General features: G+C 67.2%; 19 protein-coding genes and 1 pseudogene. 15 read left to right on the plus strand and 5 right to left on the minus strand.

All coding sequences use genetic code 11. The features are described 5' to 3' along the window. Positions 1-2 precede the first annotated feature (2 nt). The 9 genes from OVA06_RS17970 to OVA06_RS18010 all read left to right on the plus strand — a co-directional run bounded on the left by OVA06_RS17970 (position 3) and on the right by OVA06_RS18010 (position 10,387). On the plus strand, positions 3-1,361 hold the full coding sequence (locus OVA06_RS17970; protein ID WP_268160191.1) for a hemolysin family protein: 1,359 nt from the start codon (positions 3-5) through the stop codon (positions 1,359-1,361). Further along, complete coding sequence (locus tag OVA06_RS17975) at positions 1,354-2,394, plus strand: hemolysin family protein (RefSeq protein WP_268160192.1); 1,041 nt, start codon at positions 1,354-1,356, stop codon at positions 2,392-2,394. Before OVA06_RS17970 ends, OVA06_RS17975 begins: the two co-directional genes overlap by 8 nt. 283 nt (positions 2,395-2,677) lie before the next feature. After that, positions 2,678-3,835: a ribosome small subunit-dependent GTPase A gene (rsgA, locus tag OVA06_RS17980; RefSeq protein WP_268160193.1), complete on the plus strand. Its 1,158-nt coding sequence runs from the start codon at positions 2,678-2,680 to the stop codon at positions 3,833-3,835. Positions 3,836-3,874: 39 nt separating this feature from the next. After that, on the plus strand, positions 3,875-4,582 hold the full coding sequence (locus OVA06_RS17985) for an alpha/beta fold hydrolase (protein WP_268160195.1): 708 nt from the start codon (positions 3,875-3,877) through the stop codon (positions 4,580-4,582). Positions 4,583-4,697: 115 nt separating this feature from the next. Next, positions 4,698-5,810, plus strand: a complete 1,113-nt coding sequence (locus OVA06_RS17990; protein ID WP_268160197.1) for an agmatine deiminase family protein — start codon at positions 4,698-4,700, stop codon at positions 5,808-5,810. Beyond that, entirely contained in the window at positions 5,807-7,537 is a 1,731-nt protein-coding gene (locus OVA06_RS17995) for an amidase (RefSeq protein WP_268160199.1), read from the plus strand. The genes OVA06_RS17990 and OVA06_RS17995 overlap by 4 nt, the downstream gene beginning before the upstream one ends. Positions 7,538-7,741: 204 nt before the next feature. Beyond that, a complete protein-coding gene (locus OVA06_RS18000; protein ID WP_268160201.1) occupies positions 7,742-8,593 on the plus strand; it encodes a pentapeptide repeat-containing protein in 852 nt (283 codons plus the stop codon). A 151-nt stretch (positions 8,594-8,744) separates the two neighbouring features. Then, positions 8,745-10,001 (plus strand): FAD-binding protein, encoded by a 1,257-nt coding sequence (locus OVA06_RS18005; RefSeq protein ID WP_268160203.1) that lies wholly within the window; start codon positions 8,745-8,747, stop codon positions 9,999-10,001. Positions 10,002-10,051: 50 nt separating this feature from the next. Beyond that, on the plus strand, positions 10,052-10,387 hold the full coding sequence (locus OVA06_RS18010; RefSeq protein WP_268160205.1) for a hypothetical protein: 336 nt from the start codon (positions 10,052-10,054) through the stop codon (positions 10,385-10,387). A gap of 40 nt (positions 10,388-10,427) precedes the next feature. Here the strand turns inward: OVA06_RS18010 and OVA06_RS18015 are convergent, their stop codons facing one another. Next, positions 10,428-11,024 carry a MarR family winged helix-turn-helix transcriptional regulator gene (locus tag OVA06_RS18015; protein ID WP_261618772.1) on the minus strand — a complete coding sequence of 199 codons (597 nt, stop codon included), beginning with the start codon at positions 11,022-11,024 and terminating at the stop codon, positions 10,428-10,430. Between the two features lie 293 nt (positions 11,025-11,317). On the opposite strand from OVA06_RS18015, the gene OVA06_RS18020 reads away from it, so the two are divergent. From OVA06_RS18020 to OVA06_RS18030, 3 genes are read left to right on the plus strand one after another with little or no spacing between them, the layout of a single operon-like run. Then, entirely contained in the window at positions 11,318-12,184 is an 867-nt protein-coding gene (locus OVA06_RS18020) for a hypothetical protein (RefSeq protein ID WP_268160208.1), read from the plus strand. Then, positions 12,184-12,612, plus strand: coding sequence for a phage holin family protein (locus OVA06_RS18025; protein WP_268159574.1), 429 nt, complete (start codon positions 12,184-12,186; stop codon positions 12,610-12,612). Before OVA06_RS18020 ends, OVA06_RS18025 begins: the two co-directional genes overlap by 1 nt. Beyond that, on the plus strand, positions 12,609-13,271 hold the full coding sequence (locus OVA06_RS18030) for a DUF3618 domain-containing protein (protein WP_268159576.1): 663 nt from the start codon (positions 12,609-12,611) through the stop codon (positions 13,269-13,271). The genes OVA06_RS18025 and OVA06_RS18030 overlap by 4 nt, the downstream gene beginning before the upstream one ends. A 233-nt stretch (positions 13,272-13,504) precedes the next feature. On the opposite strand, the gene OVA06_RS18035 is transcribed toward OVA06_RS18030, so the two are convergent. After that, positions 13,505-14,302: a LysR family substrate-binding domain-containing protein gene (locus OVA06_RS18035; protein ID WP_442793587.1), complete on the minus strand. Its 798-nt coding sequence runs from the start codon at positions 14,300-14,302 to the stop codon at positions 13,505-13,507. Between OVA06_RS18035 and OVA06_RS18040 the strand changes: the two genes are divergently transcribed. Beyond that, positions 14,301-14,699, plus strand: a complete 399-nt coding sequence (locus OVA06_RS18040; RefSeq protein ID WP_268160210.1) for a DUF5997 family protein — start codon at positions 14,301-14,303, stop codon at positions 14,697-14,699. The genes OVA06_RS18035 and OVA06_RS18040 overlap by 2 nt on opposite strands. 108 nt (positions 14,700-14,807) lie before the next feature. Here OVA06_RS18040 and OVA06_RS18045 read toward each other — a convergent pair whose 3' ends face one another. From OVA06_RS18045 to OVA06_RS18055, 3 genes and pseudogenes are all read right to left on the minus strand, one after another. Continuing rightward, complete coding sequence (locus OVA06_RS18045; RefSeq protein ID WP_056080143.1) at positions 14,808-15,188, minus strand: VOC family protein; 381 nt, start codon at positions 15,186-15,188, stop codon at positions 14,808-14,810. A 27-nt stretch (positions 15,189-15,215) separates the two neighbouring features. After that, complete coding sequence (locus OVA06_RS18050) at positions 15,216-15,698, minus strand: hypothetical protein (protein WP_268160212.1); 483 nt, start codon at positions 15,696-15,698, stop codon at positions 15,216-15,218. A 2-nt stretch (positions 15,699-15,700) separates the two neighbouring features. Then, positions 15,701-18,212: pseudogene (locus tag OVA06_RS18055) on the minus strand (molybdopterin oxidoreductase family protein). Positions 18,213-18,445: 233 nt separating this feature from the next. Between OVA06_RS18055 and OVA06_RS18060 the strand changes: the two are divergent. Together OVA06_RS18060 and OVA06_RS18065 are read left to right on the plus strand one after the other, a co-directional pair. After that, positions 18,446-19,084, plus strand: a complete 639-nt coding sequence (locus OVA06_RS18060; RefSeq protein ID WP_268160214.1) for a hypothetical protein — start codon at positions 18,446-18,448, stop codon at positions 19,082-19,084. A gap of 54 nt (positions 19,085-19,138) precedes the next feature. Then, positions 19,139-19,741, plus strand: a complete 603-nt coding sequence (locus OVA06_RS18065; protein WP_268160216.1) for a DUF6919 domain-containing protein — start codon at positions 19,139-19,141, stop codon at positions 19,739-19,741. The last annotated feature ends 175 nt before the right edge of the window (positions 19,742-19,916 follow it).

Genomic DNA, 19,916 nt, shown 5'->3' on the forward strand with positions numbered 1-19,916 from the left:
CAATGTATGAATGGATCATGCTGGGCATCGGCCTGGTCCTGACCGTCGGCACCGGCTTCTTCGTCGCCTCCGAGTTCGCCCTGGTGAACCTTGACCGGCACGACCTCGAAGCCCGCCAGGCCCGCGGCGAGAAACGCCTCGCGCCCACGATCAAAGCGCTCAAGATCACGTCCACCCACCTTTCGGGTGCACAGCTGGGCATCACCCTCACCACGCTCCTCACCGGTTACACGTTCGAGCCGGCCATCAGCCGGATGCTCAACGGCCCGCTGACGTCCGCGGGCCTGCCGGAAACACTGGTGCCGGCCATCGGGTCCGTGACCGGTATTTTCCTGGCCACCATCTTCTCCATGGTGATCGGCGAACTGGTTCCCAAGAACTTCGCCCTGGCCCTGCCGCTGGCCACCGCCAAGGTGGTAGTGCCGTTCCAGGCGCTCTTCACCACGGTCTTCAAGCCCGTGATCCTGCTCTTCAACAACACCGCCAACAAGATTATCCGCGGCTTCGGCATCGAACCCAAGGAAGAACTGTCCGGCGCCCGGAGCGCGGAGGAGCTGAGCTCCCTGGTGCGCCGCTCCGCCGTCGAAGGCGTCCTTGATCTTGACCATGCCACGCTGCTGCACCGGACCCTCCGCTTCACCGAACACAGCGCGGTGGAAGTCATGACGCCGCGCGTCCGGATGACCGCGGTGGCTACCGCGGACACCGCGGAGGACATCGTCAGCCTGGCCAAGTCCACCGGCTACTCCCGCTTCCCGGTGATCGGCCGGGACCGTGATGACGTGGTGGGTGTGCTGCACGTCAAGCAGGCGTTCGCCGTCGCCCTGTCCGACCGCGCCGGCACCACCGCCGGCGATCTCATGATCGAACCTTTGCGCGTTCCCGAATCCATGGGCGTTGACACCCTCCTGAACCTGCTCCGCAAGCAGGGGCTGCAGGTGGCCATCGTCTCCGACGAGCACGGCGGCACCGCCGGGATCGTCACGCTGGAGGACCTGGTGGAAGAGATCGTGGGTGAACTGGAGGACGAGCATGACCGCGCCCGCGTGGGCGTGGTCCGCACCGGGCGCTCCATCACCTTCGACGCCGCGCTGCGCCCGGACGAACTCCTGGACCGCACCGGCATCCGCGTGCCGGACGGCGAGTACGACACCGTTGCCGGCTTCGTGACGGACCAGCTGGACCGGCTGCCCGAGCTCGGAGACGAAGTGGAGGTCGACGGCGGCACGCTCCGTGTGGAGCGCGCGCTGGAGACCCGTGTGGAGCGGCTCCGCTTCACGCCCGCCGAATCCGGTGAAGCACCGCAAAGCCCGCACGACAGGATCGTGGACAACATCACCCGGGAGCTGACCCATGAGTGAATATCTTCCCGGCATCATCTGGCTGGCCGTGCTCCTGGTGGTCAACGGCTTCTTCGTGGGCGCCGAGTTCGCGGTGATCTCGGCCCGCAGGTCGCAGATCGAACCCAAGGCGGAAGCGGGCAGCAAGGCGGCCAAAACCACGCTGTGGGCCATGGAGCACGCAACGCTGATGCTGGCCACCAGCCAGCTGGGCATCACCGTCTGTTCGCTGATCATCCTGAACGTCTCCGAGCCGGCCATCCACCACCTCCTGGAAATCCCGCTGGGCCTGACGTCCCTGTCCTACGAGGCCATCAGCATCATCGCGTTCATCGTGGCGCTGCTGCTGGTGACCTTCCTGCACGTGGTGCTGGGCGAGATGGTGCCCAAGAACATTTCGTTCTCGGTCCCCACACGCGCTGCGCTGATCCTGGCCCCGCCGCTGGTAGTCGTGGCACGGATCTTCAAGCCCGTCATCTGGACGCTGAACGGCATCGCCAACAGCATCCTGCGCCTGTTCAAGGTGGAACCCAAGGATGAGGCCACCAGCGCCTACACCCTGGACGAGGTGGCCAACATCGTGGAGCAGTCCACCCGCGACGGCATGCTGAAGGACACCACCGGCGCCCTGACCAATGCGTTCGAGTTCACCGCCAAGACGGTGGCCGACGTCCAGGTTCCGCTGGCGGACATCGTGCTGCTCCCGGAGACTGCCACCCCGGCCGACATCCAGCAGGCCGTGGCCCGGCACGGGTACTCGCGCTACATCCTCACGGACAGCAACGGCGAACCCGCAGGCTACCTCCACCTCAAGGACGTCATGGACCTCACCTCGCCGGAGAAGTTCGCCCGGCCGGTGCCCGCCAAGCGGATCCGGCGGCTCGCCTCGGCCTTCGCAGGCTCCGAACTTGAGGACGCCCTCGCAGCCATGCGCCGCACGGGCGCCCACGTGGCCCGGGTGTCCGACGCCGAGGGCGCCACCACCGGGATGCTGTTCCTCGAGGACATTATCGAAGAGCTGGTGGGCGAGGTGCAGGACGCCACCAGCGTCTGACCGGCGTTCCAGCACCAGGGTGCGGCCTCCTGCGGGAGGCCGCACCTTTTTTGCGCCGAAACCTAGCCCCCGACGGCGGACGCCGCTAGAGTGGGTCCCGGTTCCGCCCTGCCGTTCCCGGCAGGGACGACGGGAACCTTCGAGGGAATGGAGGTGGTTTTGATGACTGCAGTTGCCGCGCGCCCCGGGCGCCCCGCCCCAATCAACCCAACCCTTTTCCCCGCCTGCACCGCCAGCGCCTGACGCGCGCCGGTGCACCGGGACATTCTCCCGAGGAAACACCTTGAACACTTCTTCAGGCAACGCCCTGGACAGCAACATCATCAACCAACAAACTACTGACGGCCCCTCCGGTTTCGGCTACACGGCCGCCGTCGCCCGATATTTCGAGGACCATCCCTGCCCCGAGGGCACCGGACGAGGGCGGGTGGTCCGCGTGGACCGCAACCTGCTGCTCGTGGCAGTGGCCGACGGACTCCTTCACCTCCCCTATCCACTGAGCGGTGAGGCTGCCGTCACCGGCGACTGGGTCTGGATCGGGCCCAACCGGGCCGGTGACCGGCAGATCCTGGCCGTCCTTCCGCGCCGGTCCGAACTGAGCCGCAAACGCGCCTTCGAGGACTCGTCCGCCGAGCAGGTCCTGGCGGCGAACATGGACACGGTGGGGGTGGTGGTCCCCGTGGACCGGCCCCTCACGCACAACCGGCTTGAGCGGACGCTCGTGGCGGCCTGGGATTCCGGCGCCACTCCCCTGGTGATCATCACCAAGGCGGACCTTGCGCAAATAGCGGACGACGTCGTCGGGAAGGTCATCCTGCAGGCCGCGGGAGTGGAGGTGGTCACCACCTCGGCCGAAAACGGAGACGGGATCGACGAACTGCTGGCACACATCCCGGCCGGCGGCACCATCGTGCTGCTGGGCCCCTCCGGCGCCGGCAAGTCCACGCTCATCAACGCCCTGGTGGGCCGGGAAGTCCAGCACACCGGCGAGGTCCGGTCCGGGGACTTCAAGGGCAAGCACACCACCACCTCCCGGGAGCTGGTGCCGCTGGCCAACGGCACCGTGCTCATGGACACCCCGGGCGTTCGCGGGTTCGGGCTGTTCGACGCCGAGGACGGGCTGGGCGAAATGTTCGGCGACGTGGAAGAGCTGGCCGGGACGTGCCGGTTCAGTGATTGCGGGCACGGCAACGAGCCGGGTTGCGCCGTCCGGGAGGCCATCGACGACGGAGCCCTGCCGGAGCGCCGCTGGAAGTCCTACCTGAAGATGCAGCGGGAACTGGCGGCCCTGGCGCGCCGGTCCGACGTCGCGGCCCAGCGGGCCTACTACCGCGAGTGGCACCAGAAGGTGGTGTCCGTGGGCAAGTCCCAGCGGTGGGCGGAGCGGGAGGTTGCCGAGCAGCGGGAGAAGGCCGGGGGCAAACGCCGCAAAAGCCGGTGAAGGGGCGTCGCTGTCACCCCCAGGGAGTAGGGTGCGGTCATGGACATCATCCTCGTTCCCGGATTCTGGCTGGACGCTTCTTCCTGGGACGCGGTGGTGCCGGCGCTTGAAGCTGCCGGCCACCGCCCCGTTCCCCTTACCCTGCCCGGGCTGGAGTCGAAAGACGCCAACCGCGCAGGGATCGGCCTGCAGGACCACATCGATGCGGTGGTGGCTGCAGTGGATGGGCTCGACGGAAAGGCGGTGCTGGTGGGCCATTCCGGCGGTGGCGCCATCATCCACGGCGTCATCGATGCCCGGCCGGAGCGTGTGGCGCGGGCCATCTACGTGGACAGCGGCCCCCTTGGCGAGGGCGGGGTGATCAATGACGAACTTGAGGCGGACGGCCATGATATTCCGCTTCCGCCCTGGGAAGGATTCGAAGACGCAGACCTGGTGGACCTCGACGATGCGTTGCGGGAACAGTTCCGTGCCCGGGCCGTCCCGCAGCCCAAGGGCGTGGCCTTTGATCCGCAGCATCTCCATGACGAGCGGCGTTACCACGTACCGGCCACCGTCATTGCCTGCGAGTTTCCTTCCGCGATGCTGCGCGAGTGGATCGCGGGAGGGCACCCCTTCGTGGCTGAACTGGGCCGGATGAAGGACGTGGAGTACGTGGACCTGCCCACCGGCCACTGGCCGCAGTTCACCAAGCCGAACGAACTGGGCAGGGCCATCGTGGCCGCCGTGGGCACACCGCGAGGCTGAGTCCGCCAGGCTTCGGCCGGCACCGGCATACCCGGCCGCTGGACGCTTTTCCCAGCAGCCGTCATTTTGGGCAGGACCCCTTGCGCGGCCGGGCTGCACTCCGCATACTAAATGAATGACATTCATTTATGCCTCTCTTGACGGAGCCAGCGCCGCCCCCGTTCAAGCAACCCCGGCTTCCCGGGCCGCCGCCTCCGGTGTCATGCCGCCTGAGTGGGGCGCCCACCAGCAGACGTGGATGGCCTTCCCTCCACCCAACGACACCTTCGGGCCAGCGGGGAGCCCCACCCTGGACCGCGCACGCGCGGCATGGACCAACGTGGCCCGGACCATTGCCCGGTATGAACCCGTCACCGTAGTGGCCGATCCCCGGGATGCCACCGCAGCCCGCGAGTGGCTCGGCGGCGATGTCGCCGTGGTGGAGATTCCGCTGGACGACGCCTGGATCCGGGACAGCGGACCCAGCTTCGTGCACCAACCGGACGGTTCGCTGGCTGCCGTCGACTGGGTTTTCAACGGTTGGGGTGCGCAGGAGTGGGCTGCCTGGGACAAGGACCGGAAAGTCGCCTCCGCGGTGGCAGCACAATCCGGGGTCCCCGTCCGCTCCAGTTCGCTGGTCAACGAGGGCGGCGGCTTCCACGTGGATGGTGAAGGGACGGTACTGCTCACCGAAACAGTCCAGCTGGATCCCGGACGCAACCCCGGAGCTACGAAGGAATCCGTAGAGGCCGAAATCCACGCGGCCCTGGGCACCACCAAGGCCATCTGGCTTCCGCGCGGACTCACCCGCGACTACGGCGAATTCGGCACCCGCGGCCATGTGGACATCGTGGCCGCCTTCGCCGGGCCCGGCACCATCCTGCTGCACCGGCAGGACAACCCGGACCATCCGGACCATGCCGTATACCTTCAGTTGAAGGCTGTCCTGCAGGGCCAACTGGACGCCCAGGGCCGGCCCCTGCGCATCATTGACGTTCCGGCGCCCACCGTCCAATCGGATGAGGAGGGATACGTGGACTGGTCCTACATCAACCACTACGTCGCCAACAACGTGGTGGTGCTGTGCGCGTTCGGCGATCCCAATGACGCCATTGCCCAGGGCATCCTGGAACGCGCCTACCCGGGACGGACGGTTGAACTGGTGGACGCCCGGGACATCTTCGCCTTCGGCGGCGGCATCCACTGCATCACCCAGCAGCAGCCGGCACCCGGGGAAAGCGCCTCATGAGCCCGTTCAATGTAGTCGAAGCCGGCATTAACACGCTCCGTGCGGCCCTCGAGGGGGGCGGAACCACCAGCGAGGACCTGGTCCGGGCATACCTGGCGCGGATCGAGAAGTATGACTCAAATGGAATATGCCTGAACGCCCTGGTGGTGATGAATCCGGATGCGCTGGAAGAGGCCCGGGCATCGGACCGGCGGCGGGCTGACGGATCCCTGCTCGGCCCCCTGGACGGCATCCCCTACACCGCCAAGGACAGCTACCAGGCCCGCGGCCTCACGGTGGCCGCCGGGTCACCGGCATTCAAGGACCTGGTAGCACAGCGGGACGCCTTCACCATCGAGCGGCTCCGCGCCGGCGGTGCCGTGCTTATCGGCCTGACCAACATGCCGCCCATGGCCAACGGAGGTATGCAGCGCGGCGTATACGGCCGTGCCGAGAGCCCCTACAACGCGGACTACCTCACCGCGGCCTTCGCATCGGGTTCCTCCAACGGTTCCGGCACGGCCACGGCTGCAAGCTTCGCTGCATTCGGACTGGCGGAAGAGACCTGGTCTTCAGGCCGCGCCCCGGCATCCAACAACGCACTCTGCGCCTACACGCCCTCCCGCGGCGTCATCTCCGTGCGCGGCAACTGGCCCCTGGTGCCGACCATGGACGTGGTGGTCCCCCACGCCCGCTCCATGGCGGACCTGCTGGAGGTCCTGGACGTGGTGGTGGCTGACGACGCCGAAACCCGGGGTGACTTCTGGCGTGTCCAGCAGTGGATCCCGGTACCCAGGGCATCTGCTGTCCGGCCGCCGTCGTACATGGACCTGGCCGTTCCGGACGGCGCAGCCGCGGCAGGCGTGCTCACCGGCAAACGGTTCGGCGTCCCCAGGATGTACATCAACGCCGACCCGGACGCCGGCACGGCTCCGAACCCGGGAATTGGCGGACCCACCGGCAGGCGCATCGACACCCGCGGCTCCATCATCGACCTGTGGAACGCGGCCCGGCGCGACCTCGAAGCCGCCGGCGCGGAAGTGGTGGAGGTGGACTTCCCCGTGGTTTCCAACTACGAGGGCGACCGCCCCGGCGCCCCCACCATCGCCACCCGCGGCCTGGTGTCCGCTGACTACCTCCGCCGCGAAATCGTCGACCTCTCAGCCTGGGCCTGGAACGACTTCCTGGACGCCAACGGCGATCCCCGGTTGAACCGGCTGGCCGACGTCAAGGGCGCCGACATCTTCCCGGCACCCGACGGTTCCCTGCCGGACAGGTACGACGGTTTCGACGACGACATCAGCAACTATCCGGCGTGGATCCGCGAACACGGCGCCCCGGCCCTGGCGGAGATCCCGCACCTGCGCGCCGGGCTGGAGGGCCTGGAAGGGACCCGCCGCATGGACCTGGAGCAGTGGATGGACCGGCTTGGCCTGGATGCCGTGGTGTTTCCCGCCGCAGCGGACGTGGGCCCCGCGGACGCCGACACAAACAAGGACTCCGCCGATCAGGCCTGGCGCAACGGCGTCTGGGTGTCCAACGGCAACCTGGTCCCGCGCCACCTGGGCATTCCCACCGTCACGGTTCCCATGGGTTTGGCCGCGGACATCGGCATGCCGGTGGGACTGACCATCGCCGGCCGGGCCTACAGTGACACGGAACTGCTGCGCCTCGCGGCAGCCTTCGAAGCCACGGGAAACCGGCGCGTACCCCCGCCGCGCACCACGTCCGCAGGAGATATCGAATAGCCCTGCCTGGACCTGGGTGCAGCAGCTATTCTGGACGCAGTGATTTTCATATCTTGCCTGTGACCCACAGCTTCCGCAGTCTTCACCCGTCACTCCGGCCCCCGGTTACGAACGGGGCGGTGATTCCGCATGCCATGGAGGGGAACCCAGTTTTGGGTTCCCCTCCACCCGGCACCCTTATCGGAAACATCTTCGGGAGACCCCATGAACATCCATCCACACAGCACGCCCCTCCTCACGCAGGACACCCTCCGGCCTGACTGCGCCAACTGCTTCGCGCTCTGCTGTACCGCCTTCGGCTTTACCCGCTCGGCAGACTTCGCCATCGACAAACCGCCCGCTGCCGAATGCCCCAACCTTGCCACCGACTTCTCCTGCACCATCCACAACCGGCTCAGGCCCCGCGGATTCCGTGGCTGCACGGTCTTCGACTGCTTCGGCGCCGGCCAGTCGGTCAGCCAGGGCCTCTTTGGCGGGATCAGCTGGCGGGAGGACCCTGCGTCGCAGCCAGCCATGTTTGGGGCCTTCCGGGTGGTCAAGCAGCTCCACGAGATGCTCTGGCACCTGGCCGAGGCGCACCGGCGGACCTACAGCCCGGATACTGCCGCCGACGTGCAGCACCTTCGGATGACGCTCGAGGAGGCAGCGGCCAGCGGCGCGCAGGCAGTCCTGCAACTCGACGTGGAGGCCCTGCACCACAGCACCGCGCAGCTCCTGCGGACCGTCAGTGAGGAGGTCCGGGCCGGCTACTTTACGGACGACGCCGGACCGGCCACCCGCCTGCACGCCGGCGCGGACCTTGCCGGTGCCGGGTTGCGGGGGTTGCAGCTGTGCGGGGCGGACCTTCGCAACGCACTGCTGATAGGCGCCGACCTCCGCAGCACGGACCTCACAGCCGTGGACCTCCTTGGTGCCGACCTGCGGGATGCAAGGCTCGACGACGCCGACCTGGCCGGCGCGCTCTTCCTCACGCAGGCGCAGGTCACCTCGGCCCGGGGCAACGGGGGCACGCGGCTTCCGCCGGTGCTGGCACGGCCGGGGCACTGGACGGACTGAGACGCGCACCGCGGAGCGTGCGGCGGGCCGGGAGAACGTGTGGAAGCCGGCCCGCTGGCACGCCGTGCCACGCTATGGAAGTGCCTTGACACCCCTATTTGTTAGCGCTGACTGTTGATGAAGCCACGAACCCGACCGGAGAGCCACCTCAATGAAGAACTGGGCAGGAAACCTCGAATACGCATCGTCCGCCGTGCACCGGCCAGGATCGGTGGACGAGCTGGCAGCCCTGGTTGCGGCGGCGCCCCGGGTCAAAGCGCTGGGCTCGCGGCACTCCTTCAACCGGGTGGGCGACACTGAAGGACTGCACATCCTGCTGGACGGCCTGCCGCACAGCATCGAGCCGGACAGCGAACGGCAGACCGTCAGGGTCAGCGGGGGCGTCAGTTACGGCGAACTGTGCCGGGCGCTTGAACAGTCAGGCCTTGCCATCCACAACCTGGCGTCCCTCCCCCACATCTCGGTGGCAGGGGCCATCCAGACCGGGACGCACGGCTCCGGCGTCCACAACCAGTCCCTGGCGGGCGAGGTGCAGTCCATCGAGCTGGTCCGGCCGTCCGGGGAAGTCCGGACCCTGACCCGCGCTGACGGGGACGACTTCCTGGCCAGCGTGGTGGGCCTTGGCGCCCTGGGCGTCGTCACCGCCGTCGAACTCTCCACCCGGCCCAGCTTCCGCATGCGGCAACGCGTCCTCGAAAACCTGCCATGGGACGCCGCACTGGTGAACTTTAACGCCCTAGTGTCCGCCGCCTACAGCGTGAGCCTCTTCACCACCTACGTGGGTGATTCGGTCAGCCAGGTCTGGCTCAAGGCCCTCGACGGCGAACCTCCGCTGGCCGGGCTCTTCGGTGCCACCGCCGCAACCCGTCCGCGGCATCCGCTGCCGGACATGTCCGCCGAGAACTGCACGCAGCAGCTGGACGAGGCCGGTCCGTGGCTGGACAGGCTGCCGCACTTCCGGCACGAGTTCACGCCCAGCAAGGGCGAGGAGCTGCAGAGCGAGTACATCCTGCCGCTGGAACACGCACCGGCCGCCATCGAGGCCGTGCGCACCCTGGCGGACCGGTTGGCTCCGCTGCTGTTCATCTCGGAAATCCGGACTGGAGCAGCCGATGAATTCTGGCTCAGCCCGTTCTACCGGCAGCAAAGCGTGGCCCTGCACTTCACGTGGAAGCCGCTGCAGGCGGACGTCGAAGCGCTCCTCCCGGAACTCGAGGACCTGCTGCGCCCCTTCGGCGCCAGGCCCCACTGGGGGAAGCTCTTTGCGCCGTCGCGGTTCGACTGGGAGCAGCTCTACCCGCGCTTCGCCGGCTTCCGGTCGCTCGCCTCGGCCCATGATCCTGAGGGGAAGTTCCGGAACGTCCTGCTGGACGGCATCCTCGGCGTTCCCGCTGCCAGCGGACGGTGAAACCCCGGAATGCACCAGGCCATGATGGCGGCGGCGGTTAGGCTGGAGGCATGAAACGCCGCTTCGCAGCCCTGTCCGCCGCCCCGCTCCTGCTCCTGCTCGCCGGCTGCGGAGCCGTGGAGGAGGCCGCAACCGATGCGGCCAACAATGCCGCATCCAAGGTTGCCACAGCAGCGGCGGACGAGGTCAACAAGCAGATCTGCGCCGTGGTCCAGGACGGCCTGGTGAGCGTGCAGGATCAGCAGGTGCTGGCCGGGCTGGTTTCTGCTGCACGTACGGCCGGAGTCCCCACGGACATCACGACGCCGTTGGGCGAGATCGCGGAAGCCGGAGACCAGGTGCCGGCAGAGTCGGTACAGGCACTGCAGGACGCCTGCGCAGCCTAGCGGCACACGACGGCACCGAGCCAGGCAGGCCTCGGTCCTGTTATTGCGACTGGTCGAGTCCGTGCAGCCCGCCCGTGGCGGGAGGCCCGTGACCCTTCCGGTCGTGGACCGTCCGGTCCCGTGAGGACCGCTCAGAAGGCTGCGTCCCGTGCGTGGTCCGCTCGTGGCCGGCCCTGTGCTGGGGCGGGGCAAAGGGAACCACATCCGAGTTCCTGCCCGCCGGTGCCGCCCGGATGAACTTGGCCAGTTCTTCGCGCAGCACACTCCAGCCAATATCGGGGTCATCGGGGTAGGCGTCAACTTCCGCCTGCCGCGCTGCCTCCAGCGCCACAATGCCGGCGTCGGTCAGTTCGACCTTCAACTGGCGGCGGTCCGAGGCCTGCCGCGTCCTGGTGATCTGTCCCGCGGCTTCCAGCCGGGTGAGGACCCTGCCCAGCGTCTGGCTTTGCACGCGGATCGCATCAGCGAGCCGCTCCTGGTTCAAGGGTCCGCCGGACAGTCCTTCCAGGGCAATGACTGCGGCTCGGGTCAGCCCCAGCGGAGCCAGTGCTTCATCCTGCCTCCGTTGGACCAGGCGGGCCGCCAGGGTGATCAGTCGATAGCTGTTCCGGGCATCCGGATCAAGATTACTGGTCATCGGGCCGTGGCCTTCCTGTAGGTGGCAAAGCGGGGATCGCCCTTCATCGCTACATACCTACAATAAGCATGCTTAGCATCATCGTTGCAAGTGGGTCCATTGCCCTCCCTTATGAAAGCCCGGGCGAGCGCCCTGGCTGGCGTCTCCGTCAGGCCGTTTTTCAGAAAGTCCACGCCAGCCCCCTTGCGGAACAAAAGACAAGTGTGCTTACTATCTAATTAGTAACCCTGCTTACTAAACAGCCAGCTCTGCTGGTTCTTAATCGCCAGCTGAACTTCAGGAAAGAGAGCCCGATGACAGAGAACCAATGGCCCCAGACTCCCAACCCGGCCGTCACGGATCCTTACGGCGCCGCCACAGTCGAGGATGACTTCACTACCGCCTCGACGGCCGGTCCCGCCGGCGGTTCGAAGACCGACACGGCGAAGGCAGAGGCCTCTGATGTGGCAGGGCAGGCAACGTCTGCGGCCAAGGATGTGGCGCATACGGCGAAGGAAGAAGCCGCCAACGTCGCAGCCGAGGCAAAGACCAACGCCAAGGACCTGATGAACCAGGCGAAGACCGGCCTGACCAGCGAGGCGGGCGCGCAGCAGCAGAAGGCCGCGCAGGGGATCCGCAACATCTCCGACCAGCTGCACAGCATGGCCACCGCACCGGAACAGCAGGGTATGGCGAGTGACCTGATCCGCCAGGCAGCCGAACGCGGCGACTCCGTCGCGTCCTGGCTGGAGAACCGTGAACCGGGCGACCTGCTCGGCGAAGTGCAGCGGTTTGCCCGCAACAAGCCCGGAACGTTCCTGTTGCTTGCCGCCGGTGCCGGCCTGCTGGCCGGCCGCCTGACCCGAAGCCTCACCGCCGGCGCTCCTGAGCAGGCCTCCGGGGCCGCGGGGGCCGGCCAGGCGCAGTCGCCCTCTGCCACCCAGCGGGCGGCGCACTCCGCACCCGTCCAGCCGCTCCATCAGGAGACAGTGTACGCAGCGGGGACCGACGACCTGTTCGCCGAGCCCACAGTTGCAGGCACGCCATCCTCCACCTCAACCCTGCCAGGTGGCACGGCCGAGGACACGCCGCTGCGGTACGAGGATGACCCGTTCCGTGACGAGGACGGCTCCTACCGGTCCGCGGAAGGCGGCTACCGGTCGACTGAAGGACGCCCGTGATGAGTAGCCAGATTCCTGAGTCGCCCGGCGTGGCGCACCAGAAAGCGGAGACAGCGTCGCTGGGTGACTTGCTCGGCGATGTCACCCGGGACCTGTCCACCCTGATGCGCCAGGAAGTCGACCTCGCCAAAGCCGAACTCAAACAATCCGCCACCCGGGCCGGTAAAGGCGGCGGCATGCTCGCCGGCGCCGGCGTCGCAGGCCACTTCGTCCTGCTCTTCCTGTCCCTGGCCCTGATGTTCGGCCTCGGCGCCCTCATGCCACTGGGCTGGGCCGCCGTCATCGTCGCCGTCATCTGGGCCATCGCAGCCGCAGTCCTGGCCAGCATCGGCCGGAAGAACCTCAAAGAAATCAAAGGCCTGCCCCAAACCGGCGAAACCCTCGCCGAAATCCCCCCAACCCTCAAACCAGGTGAGGTAAACCGATGAGCGAGAACCCCGACGCAATCCGAGCAGACATCGAAGCCACCCGCGCACGCCTCGGCACCAACGTCGACGCCGTCGCGGACAAGGTCACACCGTCCAACATCGTCCACCGCCAAACCGACAAGGTTAAAGATGCGGTATCAGGCGTCAAGGAGAAAATCATGGGAGCAGCAGACCACACCACCAGCCGGGTCCAGGACGCCACCCATACCGGGGCCGGACGCACCTCCAACGCCCTGCACAACACCGGCGACACCCTCCACGACGCCAAAGACAACGTCGCCTCCACCCTCACCGACGCCGGCCACACCGTCGCCGCCGCACCGGACCGGGTCAAAGCCAAAACCCAGGGCAACCCCCTCGCCGCCGGCCTCATCGCCTTCGGCGCAGGCATGCTGATCTCCTCCCTGATCCCCGCCAGCGACAAAGAACGCCAGGCAGCAGACCAGCTCAAAACCGCCGCCGAACCCCTCACCACCGAACTCACCGACGCCGCCAAAGGCATGGTCCAAGACCTCAAAGAACCAGCCCAACACGCCATGGACAACGTCAAAACCACCGCCACCGACGGCATCGACCACGTCAAAACCGACAGCCAAGACGCCGCCACCGACGTAAAAGACCGCGCCACCAACGCCAAAGACACCATCCAAAACACCTAGGCAGGCGCAAAACCAGTAACAGAACGCCGGGGCCGTCTTTCCATTTCGGAAGGGCGGCCCTGGCATCTCCATCCGCTACAGCAAAGGAACTGCCATGAAGAAGTTGCTCTTCGCCTTTTTGCCCGCCATCATCGGGCGCATCCTGCGGGCCAGGAAAGCCCGGCAAACGGGCGCCGGCCAGGTCCCGCCGAGGAACCGGTACTGACTACAACAGGCCGTAGGGAAGGGTGCGCCTAGCGCTTGCCCTTCTTGCGGGAGCCCTTGCCCCTGCCCTTGTCCGGGTTGGGGGCATACCTCTGGGCCACCTTGGGTGCGGACTTCTTGGCGCCGGAACCGCCGCGGCGGTCGGGTTTCGGGGCCTTCTTTTCCTTGACTGGCTGCGCGGAGGGCTGCCGTGAACTCTGTGTCGTCCGGCCGCGGACGATGCCGATGAACTCTTCCAGGACCTCGTCGGTGCTGTCCGTGGCCCACACCAGGGCGATTTCAGTGCCGGGTGCATCGGTGGCGCGGCGGGCCACGGTGTCCCTGACGTTGAAGTGGCGGGCCACGGACATGGGAATGATCACCAGGCCGGCGCCGGAGGCCACCACCTGCAGGGCCGGCTCGGGGCCACCCAAAGCCACAACGTCCAGGAAGGATTCCTGGTCCAGATCCGCCAGGGCCACTTCCTCGAACACCGAAATTTCGTGGCCCTTGGGAGCGACCACCACGGCCTGCTCCTCGTACAGGGGAATGACGCTGAGGCCTTCGCGCCCGATCGGGAGCCGAACGAAAGCCATGTCAGCAGAACCACCGCGGACCGCCTCAACCGGCCCGCCGCCGTCGTGCATCTCCGCGTGAAGGGGAATGTGCGGCATGCGCTCTTCCCAGCGGCGGATCCATTTGCCCGGCGTCACGCCCGGAACATACGCGATGCGCAGCTCGCGCGGCGCTTCAGCGGGAATGTCGCCGGCGGAAACGGCGTCGTCTGGGGAGGAGGTTGTGGAGGGCACGTCTTCACAGTACCCGCCGCCCGGATACCCTTGAAGCATGACCTCTGCAAACTCCCAGTCCATGAAGCCGGCCACCGTTGCCAAGAAACTTGGCATCTACCTGCCCGCAACACCGCAGGAGTTCCAGGATTCGACCATCACCCGCGAGGAATTCGCCGAAATCCAGGCGAACCCGCCGGAGTGGCTCGCCGAGCTGCGCCGCAACGGTCCGCACCCCCGCCCCGTGGTGGCGCAGAAGCTGAACGTCTCCATCAGCGGCCTGGCCCGCGGCGGCGTCGAGGATGCGCTGACGACGGCGGAAATCACCGCTCTGCTGCAGGCTCCGCCGCAGTGGCTGGTCACCGAGCGCTCCACCCACGCAGCAGTCCGCGCGGAGGCGCAGCGGGTGAAGGACGAGGCCGCAAAGAAGGAAGCCAAGCGGGCCCGCGCCAACTGACGCCACCGCTCCATGCCAAGCAGAAGCTTGTCCGCAGATCCGAACCCTGAAGGCCGGATCTGCGGACAGGCTTCTGTTGTTTCCGCCTGCTCCCCTTTTTAGGGCGGCTCAGTCCTGGTGCAGCTGGATGTAGTTGCCGCAGCCGTCGTCGAAGACGGCACTGATGCCGGACGGGTCCTCGGCCGGCGGGCTCTTAAAGCTGACGCCCGCGGCCACCAGGCGGTCGTATTCCGCCTGGACATCCGGTACGCCAAAGACGATGGCCGGAAGCCCTGCCTCATGGACCGCGTTCATGTAGTCCGCCCCGATGGGGTTGTCGCTGGGCTCCAGGAGGAGTCCTGCTGAGTTGTCCGAGGCGCCCGGGTCCTTGATGATGTACAGGTTGTACTCCGGCATAGCCATGAGGGTGTCGAAGCCCAGGGTGCCGGTGTAAAAGGCGTGGGCGGTGGCAGGGTCCTTGACGTGGATGCTGCACATTTTGATTCGCATGGACCCCAACTTACCCTCGCCCGGCGCCTAGCTAACAAGGATCTGGGTTGCGGATTCTTTGAGCTTTCCGTTGGCCCATTTCATCTGCCGGAGGTTCTGTGCGTGGCAGCGCTGGGCGACCTCCAGCAGGTCCATGTGTTTGATGCCCTGGGCCGCCTGCGCCACGAGTTCCCAGTCCGCGGAGACGCCGCAGGCCTTGATGTAGGCCTCCCGGAGGTCGCGCAGGAGCAGCAGGCCCGCCTCGGCGTCACGGCCCACCAGTTCGCTGCACTTCTCGCGGATCTTCTCGAGGAGCGTGTTTTCGCCTTTGGGCTCGGGATCCAGTTCCCGGCCGTAGCGGCCAGCGATGGCGGCTATCTCGCGGACGTGCTGCTGGGACCATTTCGCCAGGTCGCGGGCCAGGTGGTAAATCTCGTGGTCCACTTTGTGCCGCTCCGAGACGCGCAAAAGGTGTTGGGCGAGGTCGTCCTCGTCCCTGTGCAGCTGTTCCAGTACCAGCCCGAGCTTCACAGCTATGCCTCCCTTTCGTCTGTGCCACTGCCGCCGTGGCCGTCCGCGGGGCCGTGAGTGCCTTGCCCTGAGATTTCCTCGTCGGCCAGGGCGGACGGAATGCCCCTGGTCCGGGCCTCTGCCGGGAAATCGCCAGCGGGGGCGGAGGCTGTGTTGGTGGGTGCGGGGGCGGGTCCGGCGCCGGACCGCACTTTGGAAATCCGGGCAGCCGCGGTCTTGAAGATGGGCTGCTTGGAGGCGGCGTCCCATTCTGTGATGGTCAGTTCGTTGGCGGCGCGTCCTGCGCCGTCAGGCTCGTGCCGGCCCGGCGTATCCCAGTAGCCGTAGTGGAAGGGCAGGAACACCACGCCGTCCCGGATGCCGCCGATCCGCACCTTCGCCTGCACGGACCCGCGCGGGGTGGCCACCTCCGCAAGGTCCCCTTCGGCAAAGCCGTACGTGCCGGCGTCGTGCGCGGACACCTCAACCCAGACGTCCGGCGCCGCTGCCTGGAGTTCCGGCGCCCGCGCCGTCTTGGTCCGGGTGTGGAAATGGAACAGGGTGCGGCCGGTGATCAGCTGCAGCGGGAACTCCTGGCTGGGGAGCTCGTGCGGCGGCACGTATTCGGCGGCTTTGATGATGGCGCGGCCCTCAGGGTTCAGTGCCTTGTACTCGGTGGGGTCCACGGGGGCGCCGGTGATGAGGTCCCGGCCGTAGGTCTCGCAGTACTCCGGGTGTGCCCAGAACTTCCCGTCAGCGTAAATGCGTTCGGTGCCGTCCGGGTTTTCCTCGTTGCACGGCCACTGGATGCCTGAGCCGCGGCGCAGCTTGCCATAGGTGATGCCGGTGTAGTCGCACGGACGCCCGCGGGTGCACTCCTTCCAGGCCTCGAACGCCGACTCGGGACTGTCCCACTTGATCAGGGGCTCGCCGTCCTTGTCCTTCAGCCCCATCCGGTGGGCGTAGTCGATGAAGATATCCAGGTCCGGGCGGGCCTCCCCCGGTGGGTCCACGGCCTTCTCGGACAGGTGCACGGTGCGGTCCGCATTGGTGAACGTCCCGGTCTTTTCACCCCACGTGGCGGCGGGGAGCACCACGTCGGCCAGTTGGGCCGTCTCCGTCAGGAAGATGTCCTGCACCACCAGGAAGAGCCGGTCCTGCGCCAGGATGGAGCGGATCCGCCGCAGCTCCGGGAGTGACACGGCAGGGTTGGTGCCGCTGACCCACAGCATCCGGATGGAGCCGTCCTCCGCGTAGCGCATCATCTGCATCAGGTGCGTGGGCGGGGAGTAGTGCGGGATGGACATGGGGTCCACGTTCCATACGCGCGCCAGATCCTTGATGTGGGCATCGTTGGACCAGTTGCGGAACGCTGCCAGGTCGCCGTCAGCCCCGCATTCGCGGGTGTTCTCGGCCGTCGGCTGGCCGTTCATCTGCAGGATCCCGCACCCCGGCTTGCCCAGCATGCCGCGGATGATGTTGATGTTGTTTACCTGAACGGCGGCGGCGGTGCCCTGGTTGGACTGGTAGAAGCCCTGCAGCACGGTGGACAGGAGCCGCTCCGCGTGGCCAAGGATCTGCGCCGCTTCCTCGATCTTTCCGGCCGGAACACCCGTAATTTCGGCAGCAAGGGCCGGCGGGTACTTTGCCGCCTCCTTCTCCAGGTCCTGGAAACCCACCGTGTGCGCCTGGATATAGTCCTGGTCCACCCAGCCGTTGGCGATGATGTGGTGGAGGATGGCGTTCATGAGGGCCACGTTGGTGCCGGGCCGGGGGCGCCAGGTGCACCGTTGCGGCCCGGGCAACTTCGGTGAGGCGCGGGTCCACGCAGATGATTATTGGTGGGTTAGGCCCGGCCAGCCGGTCCAGCATCCGGGTCCAGAGGACGGTCTGCGTTTCAGCCACGTTGTGGCCGTAGAGGGCGATGACATCCGCGTGGTCCACGTCCGTGTACGAGCCCGGCTGGCCGTCGCAGCCGAAGGATTCCTTCAGCGCTTCCGCCGCAGTGGCGGTGCAGAGCCGCGTGTTGCCGTCCACATGGTTGGTCCCGATCCCGCCGTGCGCAATAGTCCCCAGGGTGTAGTACTCCTCGGCGAACAGCTGGCCCGTGGTGTAGAAGCCAAGGGCGCTGGGGCCCTGCTCCGCCAGCAGCGCCTTGGACCGGGCCACCACGCGGTCCATGGCGGTTTCCCAGTCCGTCTCCACGAGTTTTCCGCCTTCCCGGATTAGCGGCCAGGTCAGCCTGTCCGGGGACGAGTTCGCCTGCCAGCCGTACAGGTCCTTGGGACCGAGGCGGCCGTGGTTCACGCGGTCGGAGGCGCGCCCTCGTACGCCCACCATCCGGTTGTCCTTGACGGCGATGTCCATGGCGTCGCCGTTCGAATGAAGGATGGAGGCGGTCTGGAGCCAGCAGTCCACGGACTCTGCGTCGACTCCCTCGGCCAGGTGCGTGTCCACCCGCACCGGCCACGTTTCGCCGCTGCCGTACGGAGTCCTGGTACCCCACGGTTCTGCGATCCGGTCAATCCGACCCATCGGTTCATCTCCCGTCCCAAAGCACCCGGCACCCCTGGGCGCGCATCAAGCGTGCGCACCCGTGCCGTGCCCAGGCGCCGCACCTGCAGTACAGGGGAAACGTACCCTTTCGCATGGCGGCAAAACGCCCACACGACGCCGGCATTGACCACGCTGCCGGAACAGGGTGCAATGGAATGACCAGCCCGGGATTCCGCGGCCCGGGCGCACGCGGGAGGTGCCAGGTGGCAGCCGTGACGGAAGGACTTGTGCAGGGACTCGTCGAGGGTGCCTGGGCGCTGGTGCTGTGCGCGCCGGTGCTGGTGGCCAGCGTTGCCGCCACGGTTTTCGTAGTGCGGCGCAGGACCCTCTTGGCGTCCGACGGCGGCGGGCAGCGTTCGGACCAGCTCTTCTGGGACCTTTTCCTTGGCTCGTGCGTGGCCGTTCCCGCGTTGCTAATCCCTACGCTGATTTCCCCATGGACCGGCCTGTTCCTGGCCGGTGCCGCGGTGGCATCGGGCATCGGTGTGTACCGTTGGGCTCCGCGCTACCTGGCCGGGCGCTCACGCCATCGCGATGATCTTGCCCGGGAGGCAGCGCACCAGGCTGCCCGCGCCCGGCACGATGAGCTCATGGCACGGTGGAGCCGGTACGAGCTGGATCCTGCGTGCAGCATCGACTACCCGGCCCTGACCGATGTCCGCCTTCCCGAAACGTCAGCGCTCATCAAGGCCATGCGGGCGGCGGAACAGCTTCGGAGCGGTCCCGGCCACGGCAGCGTCCCCGGCGGAGGAAACGAGTATCCCGACGCCGTCACCAGCCTGGCTGCCTCCCTCGCCGACGCCGAGCGGGCGGCGGGCATTCCCTCCGGCCAGGCCCGGCAGCCAGGTTAAGTGGTATGTCGGGAGCGGTGGAGCGCCCAACGCCGGCGGGGATAGCATCCCAGAATGAAGCCAGAGGAAATACCAGCCCGCGACCAGTACGGCCGGCTGCTGGAGGACCGCGGGGTCTGGCGGCAGGCCACCACCCTTGACGCTGCCGGTGAGCTGACCGCGCGCTGGCTGGAGGGTGGAAGTTCCTACCAGCCCGGGCACTTCGCGGCAGGCTATGACGACGAAACCAACCCGATCGCCGCCGCATTGGCGGAGCTGAACCGGAATGGACTGTTTACCAGGGAATCCCAGCCCGGCATCCTGGACGGCGGCGCAGCGCAACGGCAGTATGTCACCGGGTTCTGCAGTGGTGCCGCGGCCGGCGAACTGCTGGCGCTGTCCACCCGCACGGAGCTTGTGACCGTTGCCCACGCCCCGGGCGAGGCCAGCAGTGCTGCCATACCCGTCACCCTGGACGGGACGGAAGTGGTGACGGTCCTGGGCTCAAGCGAAAACCCGGTAAACGAGGAGCAGATCAAGGCCTGGGCCGACGAAACCAACGATTCCCTGGCCCTGCTGCTGGCAGACTCCTGGTACGTCGAAATCCTGGACCCGGTGTGGGGCCGCAACGACGTCCTCCTGCCAGCGGTGCTGGGTGCACTGACGGGGCAGGACTAGCGGGAGATTCTCCCTGTTTGCGCTCCGCATCCTCGATGCGACGCCTCGATTCCCAGGGTTCGCGACGATTTCATGTTCAGCGTCAGGGCGGGCCGGGCATTCTGCGGGTGGGGCATATGGGGCACCCAAAAAAGGCCGCCATGCAAAACCGCTGTCAGTTTCCGAAGTCGACTCG

Source organism: Pseudarthrobacter sp. SL88 (assembly GCF_026672455.1).
In the GTDB taxonomy this organism is placed as follows: domain Bacteria; phylum Actinomycetota; class Actinomycetes; order Actinomycetales; family Micrococcaceae; genus Arthrobacter.